Origin of the sequence: Streptomyces sp. NPDC002884 (assembly GCF_040295245.1) — a bacterium.
GTDB lineage: Bacteria > Actinomycetota > Actinomycetes > Streptomycetales > Streptomycetaceae > Streptomyces.
The window spans coordinates 293,386-307,365 of sequence record NZ_JBEOVB010000004.1 but is presented as its reverse complement, the minus strand read 5'-3'; the positions used below and the strand labels follow the sequence as shown (position 1 = coordinate 307,365).

Here is a 13,980-nt window from a genome sequence, read left to right as displayed (position 1 = left end):
CGCAATCCTTGGCCGAAAGTGTGCTGCATCACTGAAGTTATGGACATAGTGCGACAGAACGTACGCGTGAGCGAGGCCGGCCACGCTCACCCGGCCACGCTCACCGGGGCACGGGCGACCCACCGGACGCGCGGGTACCGGCCGACCACTGGGCGACCCGGTCCCGCACCGCGGCGCGCAGCCAGGCGTGGGCCGGGTCGGCGTCGTGGCGCGGGTGCCAGGCCATGCCCAGCCGCAGCGGGGGCAGGGGCAGCGGCACCTCGAAGGAGACCAGTCCGAGGCTCTCCGCCAGCGGCAGCCCCCAGCCGGTGTTCAGGCCCACCAGGTCGGTGTCGCGGATGACGAACAGCGAGGAGGGCAGGGACCCGACGGTCCCCACCACCCGCCGCTCCAGGCCGAGCGCGGCGAGCGCCGCGTCGACCGGGCCGTGCAGCTTGCCGCGCCGGGACACGATGAGGTGGTCGGCCTCGCGCGCGAACCGCTCGGGCGTCACCTCGCCCTCCAGCAGCGGATGTCCGGCCCGGACGACGCCCACCATGCGGTCCTCGTAGAGCTGTTCGCGGTGCACCTCCGGGGCCGTCGTGTCGAGGACGCCCACCTCCAGGTCGGCGGTGCCCTCGCGCAGGAACGGCGCGTCGATGTGGCTCTCGCTCAGGAAGCGGAGGCGGATACCGGGGGCCTCCGCGGCGACGCGGGCGAAGAGCGCCGGGCCGTGGGCGGCGGCGATGGCGTCGTGGCCGAGGATCGTGAAGGAGCGGGTCACCGTCCTCAGGTCGGCGCCCTCGGCCGGTGCGAACAGCGCCCGCGCCCGCTCGACGACCGCGCTCACCTCGGCCCGTACGGCGATGGCGCGGGGCGTCGGCACCATCCGCCGCCCGGCCCGCACCAGGACCGGATCGCCGAGCGCCTTGCGGATCCGGCCGAGGGTGCGGCTCATGGCCGGTTCCGACAGATGCAGGCGCCGGGCCGCGCCCTGCACGCTCTGCTCCTCCAGCAGCACGTCCAGCGCTACCAGCAGATTCAGGTCGATGCCCACGGGGCCGCCCGCGGATCCGTCCACCGGCCCGGTCACGGATTGCGTCATACGCATTCGTCCCTTGCAAAGGTTGCACTGGAAAGCAGGTCGCAGGCGAGCCTACGGTGACAGGGCATCCCACCCCGACGAGCTCCCCTGGAGGAGCCGTGCCCTCGCACGCCCTGAAACGGTCCACCCTCCTCGCGCTGTGCGCCTGCGTGCTGGTCGCGCAGAGCATGGTCGCCGCGATCAACCTCCTCATCCCGCAACTGGGTTCGTCGTCCCTGCACCCGTCGCACAGCGAGATCCTGTGGACCGTCGACGCCTACGTCATCGCGTTCGCCGGTCTGCTCATCCCGGCCGGCGCGCTCGGCGACCGCCACGGCCGCAAGGGCGCCCTGCTCGCCGGGCTCGGCCTGTTCGCCGCGGGCGCCGCCACCAGCGCGTTCGCGCCCGACCCGGCGGTGCTGATCGCGGGCCGGGGCATCTCGGGAGCGGGCGCGGCACTGATCACCCCGGCGACGATGTCGATCCTCGTCCACCTCGCCGGACCGCGGCACAGGGCCCAGGCGATGGCGTCCTGGACCCTCGCCATCGGCCTCGGCGGCCTGGCGGGCAACCTGGGCGGCGGCCTGGTCGGCCAGTTCCTGACCTGGCGGGCCCTGTTCGGCGCGATGGTCCCGCTGGCGGCCCTCCTGGCGCTCGCCGTGGCCCTGACCACCCCGCGCACCGACCGCTCCCCCAGCAACCTCGACCCGCTGGGCCCCCTGCTGCTCACCGCCGGGCTGGTCGCCGTCCTCTTCGGCATCATCGAGGGACCGGACCACGGCTGGACCTCGCCGCGCATCCTGGGCGCGTTCGGCGCGGGAGCCGTGCTGATCGCCGCCTTCACCCTCCAGGCGCTGCGCTCCCGCACCCCGCTCTTCGACCCCCGCGTGTTCCGCTCCCCCGGTCTGCGCGCGACCGGCCTCGGTCTGACGACGGGCTTCTTCGGCCTGTTCGCGCTGTTCTTCGTCAACTCCCAGTACCTCCAGGAGGTGAAGGGCTACGGGCCCGCCGTCACCGGGCTCGCGATCGTCCCCCTGATCACCGGCATGGCCCTCGTCCCGAAACTGGCCGCCCGCTGGTCGGCGCACCCGCGCCCGGTCATCGGCACCGGGCTGGCCCTGATCGGCCTCGGCCTGCTCGGCGCGTCCACCGCGGACGCCGGCACGCCGTACCCGCTGTACGCGTGCTGGCTGCTGGTCATCTCGGCGGGCACGGGCCTGTCCATGCCCGCCCTCACCCTGGGCGTCGTCACCTCCCTGCCCCAGCACCAGGCGGGCCTCGGCTCCGGCCTGGGCACCTCCGCCCGCGAGATCGGCGCGGCCCTGGGCGTCGCGGTCACCGGCACGGTCCTGGCCGGCCACCCGGACCTCACGGCCGGCATGGGCCCGGCCCTGCGCACGGTCGCCGTGGTCGTCCTGGCCGCGACCGCCGTGGTCGTGACCGGCCTGCGGGGACCGGCCCGGCCCGCCTCCCCCACGCCGGCGGGAGCGGCCGCCCCCGCGAAGGAGCCGGTGGCCTGACTCGGGCGATCGCCCGCCCCGGACACGACACCTGAACTACTGTGCGTGTCCAGGACGTTACGGGGAGGAGTGCGCGTCATGCCGTCGCGACGAGTGGTCACCGGTCGAAGCCAGGAACCGCGCCGCCGGTTCGCCGAGGAACTGCGGCTGCTGCGCAGCGGGCGGGGGGAGAGCCTGCGACAGGTCGGCGAGCGGCTGGGCTGGGACCCGTCCACCTTCGGCAAGATGGAGAGCGGGGAGTCACTGGGCAGCCCCGAGATCGTCGAGGCGCTCGACCAGCACTACGGGACACCGGGACTGCTGCTGACGCTGTGGGAACTGGCACTGGCGGATCAGAGCCAGTTCAAGGAACGGTACCGGCAGTACATGGCCCGGGAGGCGGAGGCACGCGCCCTCTGGCACTTCAGCGTCAGCTTGCTGCCCGGCCTGCTGCAGACGTCGGCCTACGCGAGCGAGATCATCTCGCTGCATGGCTCCAGCGACTCGGAACTCGCGCATCATGTGAATGCCCGCCTCGGACGGCAGAAGTTGCTGGAGGGTGACGACGCACCCCCGTTCCGCACCATCGTGTCCGAGGCAGTGCTGCGGACGCCGTTGCGCTGCACGAAGGCGTGGCGGGAGCAGTTGGAGTGCCTGCTGGAAGCTGCCGACCGCCCCAACATCACCGTGCAGGTGCTTCCGTTCGCCGCCGGTCTGCATGGACTGGCCAGCACCAGCTTGATGTTCCTCCGGATGCCAGACGGAACCACGGTCGCGCACGCGGAAAACGCTCACAGAGGCCAACTCATCAGAGAAAGCACCTCTGTTGAGCTACTCCTCCAGCGCTACGATGCGATGCGCGACCAGGCACTTTCCCCTGCCGAGTCACGGAAGTTCATCATGCAGCTCTTGGAGGAATTGCCATGCGAGCCCTCGACCTGAGCAATGCCACCTGGCGCAAGTCCAGCTACAGCAACTCGGACGCCGGTGAGTGCCTCGAAGTCGCCGACGACTTCCTGAGCACCGCCAACTGGCGCAAGTCCGGTTACAGCAACACCACCGGCGGTGACTGCCTCGAAGTCGCCGAAGGCACCGCTGTCGTCCCCGTGCGGGACAGTAAAGCCCCGGAGCGCGGAGCGCTCCTGTTCGATGCGGGGGTCTGGTCCGTTTTCGTCTCGTCGATCACAATGTCGGCGTGGCCGAACCGATAAGCGCAGAGGCAGAGTTGGACGACGGGACGCCCGTCAGATTCCTTCTCACGTCCAGGGCCGCCGCCGTCCCGGTGGGCGGTGACGGCCTCCCGGAGGGCATGGGCCGGGCCGTCCCCGTGGCCACGGGCGGCGCCGCCGTCGCCAGTTTCGCGGCGGGAGCGCTGCGCAACGTGCTCAAGCCGCTCGGGCCGCTGCTGCAAGAGGTGCACGACGTCGTCTCGGCCGTGCCGGACCCGCCGGCCGAGCTCAGCGTCACCTTCGGTGTCCAGATCGGCCAGGATCTGAAGCTCGGGATCGTGGGCGGGAGCGGCCAGGCGCATCTGACTGTCACCGCCTCCTGGAAACCGGCGCCCGGCGCGGAGTGAACCATGGGCTGGTTCGGGGGAACACCAGGTCACGGGGACGGTGCGGAACCGGCCCCGGTGTCCGTCGGCGGGGCGGACGACGGCGACTGGTCGGGGGCAGGTCTCCTGCTCGGCGACGACCTGGTGCTCACCTGCGCCCACGTCGTGAACGACGCACTCGGCAGGTCCCCGTTCGAGACCCGGCCACCGGGCCCCGTGGCGTTGCGTGTGGTCCTCCGGGGGGAGTGGAACTCCGCCGAGCACTGCCCCGCCCGGGTCGCGCACTGGATTGCGCCGCGTGACCGGGACGGCGGCCCGGTGTCCGAAAGCGCCGACGTGTGGTTCGGCGACCTCGCCGTACTGCGGATCGACGCCCCGTCCGGCCGCGCCCCCGCGCCACCCCGCCGGGCCGCGCTGCGGGCCGGGCAGGCAGTGCGCGCCTGGCACTGCAGCGGCCGTGAGGACACCTTCGCCGATCTGAAGGTCAAGACCGACCGTGGACCCGTCGCCTACCTCGACGGCACGGCCACCGGCATGGCGGTCAGCCGCGGCTTCAGCGGCGGACCGCTGTGGTCGCTGTACGACGAGGCGGTCGTCGGCCTGCTCGTCGCCCACTACTTCGTACCGCCCGTCGACGCCACCGGGCAGCCCCGCCCGTTCAACCCCCAGGACCTGATCCGCCGCAGCTGGGGCTTCTCCTGGCAGACCGTCCAGGCCGAACTGCGTGCCGTGGGCGCCCTGGAGAGCACGGAGCCGGCGCCCGTCGGCCTCGACGATCCGGCGTTCGTGCTGCTCATGCAGGAGATCGACAGCGCCCTGCCCACGGCGAGCGAGCGCGGCGGCATCGCCCGTCGGCTGGCCTGGGAGTGCGGTGTCCCGCCCGGCAGCGAGGTCACCCCGCCCACGGTCGAGGAGTTCGTGTCCTTCCTCCTGACCCGGCCGCGGGCGCTGCCCGCCCTGATCGGACTGCTGCGCCGCGACCGGCGCGCCCCCGAGGCCGTCGAGCGCATCCAGGCGGCGGGCCGGCTCTCGAGCGTGCCGCGGCTGCTCTCCACACGGGAGCTGCACGGGCTGCACGAGTTGCTGCGCCGCCTCGACCACGAGGTGGTGGGCCGGTTCGCCGAGGCGGTACGGGCCGCGCTGCCCCTGGCGGCCGCGTTCCCGGGCGGCGGGACTCTGGACGCGCTGATCGACCATCTGGAGATCCTCCCCGGCGACGGCCGCGCCGAGGACGGCGAGCCCCGGGTCCCGGCGCTGCTGCGCGCGGTGGAGTACTTCGGCGAGCTCTGCGGGGCGCAGCGGGCGGGCGTGCGCCTGTGGTCGGACGGGGTGGCCGCCCGGCTCGGCGTCCCGCGCTCCGCGATGGGCGAGCGGCGCTCGGACGCCCAGGAGTGGGGCCGGGTGCTGCGCGGCCGCTCCCTGCGCACCCGTGTCCTGGTTCAGGTGGGCCGGGCAGAGCCGGGCCGTCACCGGCTGCGGATCTGGTGCGACGAGGGGGCGGGTCCCCGCCAGGTGTCCACGGACACGTCTGTGTCGTACGCGGCGTCCGGGGCGGCCCGCGAGCTGCTGCGGGTCCTGGAGACGCTGGGACCGTCCGCCGTGGACGGGCAACGCCCCCTGGTGGAGGTTCTGGTGGACCGGACCGGCCTCAACCTGCCCATCGACGAGTGGGAGGGGCACACCCCGGACCAGATCGTGCCCGGCGTCCTCGGCGTCGAGTTCCCGCTGGTCGTGCACTGTCCGGAACTTCTGCGCCGGCACGAGCGTTTCCTCCCCGACTGGCGGCGCCGCTGGAGCCGTCTCGACTCCGGTACGACGCTGGTCGTCTCGGACGCCACGCTCGATCCGAACAAGATCTACTACGAACTGATGGGCCGTCTCGACACGGTCCGTGTCTCCGTCGCCGCCGACCCGGCCCTCCGGGACCGCGTTGTGCAGATCTGCCTCGCGGTGGGCGTCCCGGTCGTCGTGTGGGACCGCGACCGGGACGCCGCCGGCCATGTGGTGGAGCGCCTCGCGGAGGTGGCCACCCGTGAGCTGCCCGAAGGCGTGCGCTCCTACCGCGCCAACACTCTGGCCCGCCCGCTGGAGTATCCCGGCCGGCCCGTCCTGGCCTGGGCCGACGCCGACCGCACCGTGCCCCGGCTGCACCTGACCGACCCCCAGGAGAGCACATGACTTCCGCCGCCGAAGCGGACTGGCGCCTGTTCCGCGGCGACGGCGTGCCCCGTGCCGTCGCCCTGCCCGCCGCCCCGCCGTGGCGCCGTTTCGGGCCCGCCGGGGCCGGGCGCCAGGAACTGCCGTACCTCATCGAGCCGAAGCACGCGGACGTCGTCAACGCCGCGCTGCACCTGCGCCGCCCACTGCTGGTCACCGGACCGGCCGGCACCGGCAAGTCCTCCCTGGCGCGGGCCGTGGCGCACGAGCTGCGGCTGGGCGAGCTGCTTCGCTGGCCCATCAACAGCCGTTCCACCGTGAAGGAGGCGTTGTACCAGTACGACGCGATCGGGCGGCTGCGCGAGACCACCCTCAGTCGCGACCGGGGCGAACGCGAGCCTTCCATCGGCACGTTCGTCCGGCTCGGCCCGCTCGGTACCGCCCTGGTGCCGTCCCAGGTGCCGCGCGCCCTGCTCATCGACGAGATGGACAAGGGTGACGTCGACCTGCCCAACGATCTGCTCACCGTCTTCGAGGAGGGGGTCTTCGAGATCCCCGAGCTGTCCCGGCTCCCCGAGGACGTCAGGGACATCGAGGTGCAGACCGCCGACCACCGCGGCACGGTCCGGGTGCACCAGGGCCGCGTCCAGTGCGCCGAGTTCCCCGTCGTCGTCATCACCAGCAACGGCGAGCGCGACTTCCCGCCCGCCTTCCTGCGCCGCTGCATCCGCCTGGACCTGCCGGTGCCCGACGAGGAGCGGCTGCGCGGGATCGTCGCCGCGCATCTCGGACAGGACTCGCTGCGGGCGGCCGACGACCTGCTGGAGGCGTTCCTGCGGCGGCGCGTGCCGGGTGAGCTGGCCACCGACCAGCTGCTCAACGCCGTCTTCCTGCGCGCGGGCGGGGTCGACCTCGACGCGGAGGGCCTGCTCGACGCCGTGCTGCACCAGCTCACCGGGTCGATGTGAGATGTCCGGGGGCAGCGGGCTCGCCGAGGCGCTGCGGGTCCTGCGGGCCTGCGGCCACGACCTGGACGCGGAACAGGTCCTCGACGTGCTCTGGCTCGCCCGCCGGCTGCCGGCCGGCCCCGACGCGCCGCTGAGCCGGGGGCTGCGTCCGGCCGAGGAGCCGCCGCCCCCGGCGCCGAGCGCCCCGGCGGGTGACGAGACCCCGCCCCGGTCGGCGCCGCCACCTCACGGCGAGGACCTGCCCGACCTCACCTCGTCCTCCCTGTACGCGTCGGCCCGCCGTCCGCCGGCCCCCGCCCTGCCCGAACTGCGGCCCGCCCGGCAGGCCGAGCCACGGTCGGCGATGCCGGTGCGGGTACCGGAGGGCAAGGCGCTCACCGACGAGCTCGGACTGGGCCGAGCGCTCAGGCCGTTGCGGCGCAGACAGGCCAGTCGTCGGCGGAGCGAGATCGACGAGGAGCGCACGGCCGTGGAACTCGCCGAGACCAGGCTGCCGGACGTGGTCCTGCGCCCGGTGCAGGAGCGCTGGCTGCATCTCGTCCTGCTCGTCGACGACGGCCTGTCGATGCTGCTGTGGCACCGGCTCGGCGCCGAGCTACGCGTCCTCCTCGAACGCCTGGGCGCATTCGCCACCACCCGCGTCCTCGGCCTGGACACCCGCTCCCCGGGCGAACCCCGGCTGCACGCCCGCCCCTTCCAGCCGGGCAGCACGCCCGTGCCCACGACAACCGTCAACGACCCGACGGGCCGCACCCTGGTGCTCGTGGTCAGTGACGGCATGGGCCGGGCTTGGCGGCACGGGGCCCTGTACGCGCTGCTGCACTCGTGGGCGGCCCGCGGCCCGGTGGCACTGCTGCACACCCTGCCGCAGGAGATGTGGGAGGCGTCCGGCATCCACGCCGAGCGCTGGCAGGCGACGACCCGGCGCATCGGCGGCGCCAACACGTCCTGGCGGATCACCGATCCGGTGCTGCCGCCCGATCTGGCCCGCTTCGCCGACGTACCGGTACCGGTCCTGGAGCCCTCGGCCCGGGCGCTCGGCGACTGGGCGCGGCTGCTCGCCTCGCCCGGCACCACCGTGGAGCTGCCGCTGCTGTCCCGGCCGACCCGGCACGCGGCCGTGACCGCCGCACGTGACCTGCAGAGCGCCCAACACTTCCGGGACGCGGCCACCCCCGAGGCGTACCGGCTGGCGGCGCATCTGGCGGCGGTCTCGCCGCTGTCGGTGCCGGTGATGCGTCTGGTGCAGTCGGCGGTGCCGTGGCCCGCGACGACCTCACACCTCGCGGAGGTGTTCCTGGGCGGACTGGTCCGGCCCGCACCGGCCCCCGTACCCGGTCCGCTGCCCGCCAAGCACCTGGTCTTCGACTTCACCGAGGAGTCCAAGGCGGTGCTGCTGGACGCCGTGCCGCAGGCCGAACTTCTCGGCACCAGCCGCAACATCGGCCGGCGCCTTGAGCAACTCGCGGGCAACTCACCGGACTTCCCCGCCTGGCTGGCGCATCCGGACGGCTCCGCCGAAATCCCGGGATCTCACCGGCCGTTCACCGTGCCGGAGCGGCGGCTGATGGCCCGGCTCGGGGTGTCGACCGTACGGCGTGACCGCGGGGCGGGACCGTCCCCGTCCGGGCAGCCGTCCGACCTGGGCGACGACTGGGGGCAGCTCACGGAGTCCGACCCCCGGCGCATCGGCCCGTACGAGCTGCAGGGGCGGCGGCGCGGTCGCCGCACGGTGGCGTACCTGGGCGTCGCCGAGCGCCACGGGTGGGCCGTGGTGCGTACCCCGCGGCCCGATCTGCCGGCCGCCAACGCGCGGTTGATCGAGGTGGAGACCCGGGTCCTCGAACGGCTGGGCGGCCAGTACGCGCCCAAGCTGCTCGGCACCGGTCTCGACGACAGCCCGCCGTGGCTGGCGATGGCCCCGATCGCCGACGAGGGCGGTGTGCGACGGCAGCCGCCGCGCCTCGCCGAACTGCTGACCGTGGCCGCCGAGGACGGCAGCGCCCCCTTCGACCTGCTGACCGGACTCCTCGTCGGCTGGCATCTGTCGAGTGCGCTGAGCGTGTGCCACCTCAACGGGCTGGTGCTCTCCGATCTGAGCGCCGACGGTGTGTTCGTGCTGCGCCGCACGGTGGTGCTCGGCAACCTGTCGGACTGCGTGGTGGACGGCCGCTACGAGGGCACCGGCTCGGCCCCCACCGTCAAGGACAACATGCGCTCGCTGGGCGAGCTGCTCCAGCTGATCAGCAGCAGGGTCGGGGTGAACACCCCGGGCCTGCCGGACGGCATGCACCTGTGGCAGGGCGACGGCTGGGAGAGCCTGCGCCTGCTGGTCCTGCGCTGCCTCGACCCGTCACCCGCCGCGCGCCCGGCGGCGGGTGAGATCGCGGACGTCCTCGCTCGGTACATCAGCCTGGCGCGTGCGGTGCGGGACTCCTCGCCGTCGCGGGTACCGATCCGTCTGGCCCCCCGGGTGCCGCTGCGCCCGCCACCCGCCGTGCCACCCGCCGAGGGCGTGAGCCCGTTGCGGCTGCCCCGTTTCGGCGCCGCCCGCCGGGACAGCGAGGCGCTGCTGGAGCGGCTGCGCGTCCCGCTGGACCAGGGCCGCCGACTGACCGTGCTCGGCGCCCACGCGGGCACCGGGCGGACCGTCACGACGGTGGTGCTCGGCTCCCTGCTGGCCACCGTGCGCGGCGAACCCGTCCTCGCCCTCGACGGACCGCCCACGGACCACGCGCTCGACGTCTGTCTGACGGACCCGAGGCGGGCCACCACACGGGACATCGCACTGCTGCCGCCCGACGCCCCGTACGCGGAAATCCGGGCCCTCACCACACGTCTGGACTCCGGTCTGGAGGTCGCCGGGTACGGAACCCGGACCGGCCTCAATCCCGCACACACCCAGGAGTACGCCCGGGTGCTGACCGTGGCCGATCCACACTACGCTTTCGTGCTCACCAACTGCCTGTCGTCAGGCTCGGGGCAGCCAGCCGAAGCGGTCCTGAACCTGACGGACCAGCTGATCCTGTACTGCATCGCAACCCACTCCTCCCTCACCGACGCCGGGCGCGTGCTGCGTGGGCTGCCCGAGGAACGGTCACGGACGCTCATGCGGGACCTCGTCGTAGTTGTCGGCGGGGTCCAGGGAGGTATGAGCCGCCGACTGTCCGTCGACTCCTCGCACCGCCTGGGCGTGGACGCCGAACGGGTCGTCCGCGTCCCGTTCGACCCGGCGCTGCGCGACTCCGGCTTCGACGACCTCCGCCGTCTGCGTCCGGCAACCACCCAGGCGTACCTGAAGCTGGCGGAACTCGTCACGGACCCCGGAACGCACTGATCCCCGGGCAGCCGCGGCCACCCGGGGATCAGAAACAGTCAGCAGCGGTCAGGGACCGGCCGGCAGGACTCAGATGAGGCCGAGCGCGCGAACCGCCTCGCGCTCCTCCGCGAGCTCCTGCACCGACGCGTCGATGCGGGCGCGGGAGAACTCGTTGATGTCCAGGCCCTGGACGATCTCGTACGAGCCGTCCTTGGTGGTGACCGGGAAGGAGGAGATCAGGCCCTCCGGGACGCCGTAGGAGCCGTCCGACGGGATGCCCATGGAGGCCCAGTCGCCGTCCGCCGTGCCGTTGACCCAGGTGTGCACGTGGTCGATGGCCGCGTTGGCGGCGGAGGCGGCGGAGGACGCGCCACGCGCCTCGATGATGGCCGCGCCGCGCTTGGCGACGGTCGGGATGAAGTCCTCGGCCAGCCACTTCTCGTCGTTCACGGTCTCGGCGGCGTTCTTGCCGGCGATCGTGGCGTGGAAGATGTCCGGGTACTGGGTCGCGGAGTGGTTGCCCCAGATGGTCAGCCGCTTGATGTCGGCGACCGTCGAGCCCGTCTTCTTCGCGAGCTGGGTCAGCGCGCGGTTGTGGTCGAGGCGGGTCATCGCGGTGAAGCGCTCGGCCGGTACGTCCGGGGCGGCGGCCTGGGCGATCAGGGCGTTGGTGTTCGCCGGGTTGCCGACGACCAGGACCTTGATGTCGTCCGCGGCGTGGTCGTTGATGGCCTTGCCCTGCGGCTTGAAGATGCCGCCGTTGGCCTCGAGGAGGTCACCGCGCTCCATGCCCTTGGTGCGCGGGCGGGCGCCGACGAGAAGGGCGACGTTGGCGCCGGCGAAGGCGACGTTCGGGTCGTCGCTGATGTCGATGCCCTGGAGCAGCGGGAACGCGCAGTCGTCGAGCTCCATGGCGGTGCCCTCGGCGGCCTTCAGGGCGGGGGTGATCTCCAGCAGGCGCAGCTTGACCGGCACGTCCGCGCCGAGCAGCTGGCCGGAGGCGATGCGGAAGAGCAGGGCGTAACCGATCTGGCCGGCCGCGCCGGTGACGGTGACGTTCACGGGAGTGCGGGTCATGGCGTTCTCCGTAGGACAGCTGTCGGTGGGGCGTCCCTGCCCCTGGTGGGACGTACAAATGATCGATCTCTTGGTATCAAGAGATCCAACCAGCGGTCAGGTTATCGCGCCTCCGGGATCCCGGGCGGCCGGGGTTGTGTGGCCCGTCCCACAGAGTGGCCCCCGCTGTACACGCGGGGCTCCCTCGGCTAGGGCCGGAGCGGCCCCGGCCGTGCGCGAAGCGGCGGCCGCCGGTCCGGGAGAGGTGGAACCGAGCGGCCGCCGGGGTGGGAATACCGGGTCGTGCCGGACTCCCGTGGGGGTACGGTTCGCGTGCCCGCGACGGAGGCGGGTATTCCTGCCCGCTCCGACTTTTTCGAGCCGGGCACCACCGACCCCGCACACTCACCCGCACACCTCACCCGTTCGGCCCACAGTCCGGCCCGGCCTCGGGCAGTCCTGCCCCGGCCCCGGGATTGGCCTCGGGCCCGGCCTCGGGATTGGCCTCGGGCCCGGCCTCGGGATTGGCCTCGGGCCCGGCCTCGGGCCCTGCCCCCGGGATTGGCGTCCGGTCGTCTCAGGGCGTGCAGCCCTGCGGGCCCGACGCCAGTACCGCGCACGCCGTCGCGTCCGCCGCGCTCTTCACCGCCACCATCGGGGTGTACGCGATCGTGTCGCCGGCCACCGTGATGGACCCGGTCTGCCGCACCGGGCCCACGGTGACCCGCACCTCGTCGCCCTGCGCGGCCTGGGTGATCCGGCCCCAGGCGGCCCCGCACGTCCTGCTGTAGCGGACCTCGACGAGGGTCGTCCCGACCGTCGCGGACTTCGCCGTCGTCACGAGGTCGCCGCTGCACCCCATCTCCTCCGCGTCCCGGCCCGTGCAGCCGGAGCCGCCGCACAGCACCCCGGAGGGCAGCGCGGTGCTCGGGCCGGCCGGGGCGGACGGGGACGGGGTGGTGCCCACCGCCTGCTTCGGGTCCCCTCCGTCGGTCAGGAGGAACGCGCCCACGGCGACCGTCACCACCCCTACGACCCCCGCGAGGAACATCGTCGTCCGCCGGGGGCCGGAACCACCCGGAGCGCCGCCGGAACCACCCGCGGCGCCGCCGGCCGAGCCGCGCGCGTCCCGCGTCGGCGGCATCGTCGGTGACACGCCCGCCGGTCCCGCGATGCCCGGGGTCACCGCGATCCGGCCCACATCGTTCTCGCCCGCACCGCTCTCGCGCACGTCGGGCGGCGGCCCGAACTCCCCCAGCGCGGCCCGCGCCCGGGAGATCCGGACGGCCTCCATGGTCCGGTCGTGCCGCATCTCCGAGCGGCTCCAGGCCCGCTCGGCCAGTTCCCACATGGTGGTCAGATGGATGGGCGGGGTGCCGGTGACCTCGGCCAGCGCGACGATCGCGCCCTTGGGGGCGAGCAGCCGGCCGTTGAGATACCGCTCCCAGGACGTCTTGCTGTAGCCCGTACGGTCGGCCACCGCCGCGACGCTCAGTCCCGTGCGGTCCACGACCCGCCGCAACTGCTCCACGAACTCCCGCACCTGCGGCTCGAGTTCATCGGGCAAAGCCCTCCAGCGAGGCATCGAACCCCCCTCCCTCCGCCAAGTCCCCCATTGGCCACGTTAGACCCGATACCGAGACGATTCGGGACACATGCCCGAACTGTCAACGTATCGACACGACGAGCGCACATCGGCACGACGAACGCACCTCAGCCGAAGACGACGGCTCCCCCGACCGCGGTGCACAGCAGGGCCAGCAGAAGCACTGCCGCATACAGCAGAAGGCGTCCGGCGGGCCGTGGCGGAGCCTCGCGGGCGGACTCCTCCGGGCGGTCCCACCAGGGGACCGTCGGGTCGTCCCGGTACTCCCCGGCCGGGCTCGCCTGCGCCGGCCGCGGCCAGGCCTCGACGGCCAGCTCCCAGCGCACGACGTGCCGTTCGGCGTCCGCGCCGACCAGACCCGCCACCCTGCACAGCGCGGCGACGGCCTGCCGGGGCGGCGGCTGGACGGCATTGAGATAGCGCTGCCAGGAGGACTTGCTGTACGCGGTGCGCGCGCCGAGCGAGGCCAGACTGAGGCCCGTACCGTCCTTGAGCTGCCGCAACTGCTCCACGAAATGCCGTACCTCCGACGGCAGCCCGTCCGGCAGCGGCTGCCAGGCGCCCATCCCGCCCCACCTTTCCTTCGATCCGTTGAGGGGACGACGCCGGACGGCCGGACGGTTCCCGGGGCGACGGCGGCTGTGGCGGGGCGCGCACACCGTGGCGGAACGGTCACTTCCGTGCCACAGCGTCCGGCCCGCTGTTGAACAGCCCGTTCGGGAGGGTGGAACGTGGAACGCGTCGGCGGCCCGTCCTC

11 protein-coding genes are annotated in these 13,980 nt (G+C 73.3%); 7 read left to right on the top strand and 4 right to left on the bottom strand.

Features of this window, described 5'->3' with window-relative positions:
- Positions 1-100: 100 nt before the first annotated feature.
- Positions 101-1,090 (bottom strand): LysR family transcriptional regulator, encoded by a 990-nt coding sequence (locus ABT070_RS11475; RefSeq protein WP_451100984.1) that lies wholly within the window; start codon positions 1,088-1,090, stop codon positions 101-103.
- 92 nt (positions 1,091-1,182) lie between these two features.
- On the opposite strand from ABT070_RS11475, the gene ABT070_RS11470 reads away from it, so the two are divergent.
- The 7 genes from ABT070_RS11470 to ABT070_RS11440 all read left to right on the top strand — a co-directional run bounded on the left by ABT070_RS11470 (position 1,183) and on the right by ABT070_RS11440 (position 10,579).
- Positions 1,183-2,583 (top strand): MFS transporter, encoded by a 1,401-nt coding sequence (locus ABT070_RS11470; protein WP_351757991.1) that lies wholly within the window; start codon positions 1,183-1,185, stop codon positions 2,581-2,583.
- A 78-nt stretch (positions 2,584-2,661) separates the two neighbouring features.
- Complete coding sequence (locus ABT070_RS11465) at positions 2,662-3,504, top strand: helix-turn-helix domain-containing protein (RefSeq protein WP_351757988.1); 843 nt, start codon at positions 2,662-2,664, stop codon at positions 3,502-3,504.
- A complete protein-coding gene (locus ABT070_RS11460; protein WP_351757986.1) occupies positions 3,486-3,773 on the top strand; it encodes a DUF397 domain-containing protein in 288 nt (95 codons plus the stop codon). The genes ABT070_RS11465 and ABT070_RS11460 overlap by 19 nt, the downstream gene beginning before the upstream one ends.
- A complete protein-coding gene (locus tag ABT070_RS11455) occupies positions 3,758-4,138 on the top strand; it encodes a CU044_2847 family protein (protein ID WP_351757983.1) in 381 nt (126 codons plus the stop codon). Before ABT070_RS11460 ends, ABT070_RS11455 begins: the two co-directional genes overlap by 16 nt.
- 3 nt (positions 4,139-4,141) lie before the next feature.
- Positions 4,142-6,295 (top strand): VMAP-C domain-containing protein, encoded by a 2,154-nt coding sequence (locus ABT070_RS11450; protein WP_351757980.1) that lies wholly within the window; start codon positions 4,142-4,144, stop codon positions 6,293-6,295.
- Positions 6,292-7,242: an AAA family ATPase gene (locus tag ABT070_RS11445; RefSeq protein WP_351757977.1), complete on the top strand. Its 951-nt coding sequence runs from the start codon at positions 6,292-6,294 to the stop codon at positions 7,240-7,242. Before ABT070_RS11450 ends, ABT070_RS11445 begins: the two co-directional genes overlap by 4 nt.
- A gap of 1 nt (position 7,243) precedes the next feature.
- Entirely contained in the window at positions 7,244-10,579 is a 3,336-nt protein-coding gene (locus tag ABT070_RS11440) for an SAV_2336 N-terminal domain-related protein (RefSeq protein ID WP_351757974.1), read from the top strand.
- Positions 10,580-10,648: 69 nt separating this feature from the next.
- Here the strand turns inward: ABT070_RS11440 and ABT070_RS11435 are convergent, their stop codons facing one another.
- The 3 genes from ABT070_RS11435 to ABT070_RS11425 all read right to left on the bottom strand — a co-directional run bounded on the left by ABT070_RS11435 (position 10,649) and on the right by ABT070_RS11425 (position 13,789).
- On the bottom strand, positions 10,649-11,638 hold the full coding sequence (locus ABT070_RS11435) for a malate dehydrogenase (RefSeq protein WP_351757972.1): 990 nt from the start codon (positions 11,636-11,638) through the stop codon (positions 10,649-10,651).
- Positions 11,639-12,194: 556 nt separating this feature from the next.
- Entirely contained in the window at positions 12,195-13,184 is a 990-nt protein-coding gene (locus tag ABT070_RS11430; protein ID WP_351757970.1) for a helix-turn-helix domain-containing protein, read from the bottom strand.
- A gap of 146 nt (positions 13,185-13,330) precedes the next feature.
- Entirely contained in the window at positions 13,331-13,789 is a 459-nt protein-coding gene (locus tag ABT070_RS11425) for a helix-turn-helix domain-containing protein (protein ID WP_351757967.1), read from the bottom strand.
- Between the last annotated feature and the right edge of the window lie 191 nt (positions 13,790-13,980).

What these genes read in the sequence shown, in the direction of transcription:
- ABT070_RS11475 (WP_451100984.1), bottom strand. Translation starts at nt 1,090, where the DNA reads ATGCGTATGACGCAATCCGTGACCGGGCCGGTGGACGGATCCGCGGGC.
- ABT070_RS11425 (WP_351757967.1), bottom strand. Translation starts at nt 13,789, where the DNA reads ATGGGCGCCTGGCAGCCGCTGCCGGACGGGCTGCCGTCGGAGGTACGG.
- ABT070_RS11445 (WP_351757977.1), top strand. Translation starts at nt 6,292, where the DNA reads ATGACTTCCGCCGCCGAAGCGGACTGGCGCCTGTTCCGCGGCGACGGC.
- ABT070_RS11465 (WP_351757988.1), top strand. Translation starts at nt 2,662, where the DNA reads ATGCCGTCGCGACGAGTGGTCACCGGTCGAAGCCAGGAACCGCGCCGC.
- ABT070_RS11460 (WP_351757986.1), top strand. Translation starts at nt 3,486, where the DNA reads ATGCGAGCCCTCGACCTGAGCAATGCCACCTGGCGCAAGTCCAGCTAC.
- ABT070_RS11450 (WP_351757980.1), top strand. Translation starts at nt 4,142, where the DNA reads ATGGGCTGGTTCGGGGGAACACCAGGTCACGGGGACGGTGCGGAACCG.
- ABT070_RS11440 (WP_351757974.1), top strand. Translation starts at nt 7,244, where the DNA reads ATGTCCGGGGGCAGCGGGCTCGCCGAGGCGCTGCGGGTCCTGCGGGCC.
- ABT070_RS11435 (WP_351757972.1), bottom strand. Translation starts at nt 11,638, where the DNA reads ATGACCCGCACTCCCGTGAACGTCACCGTCACCGGCGCGGCCGGCCAG.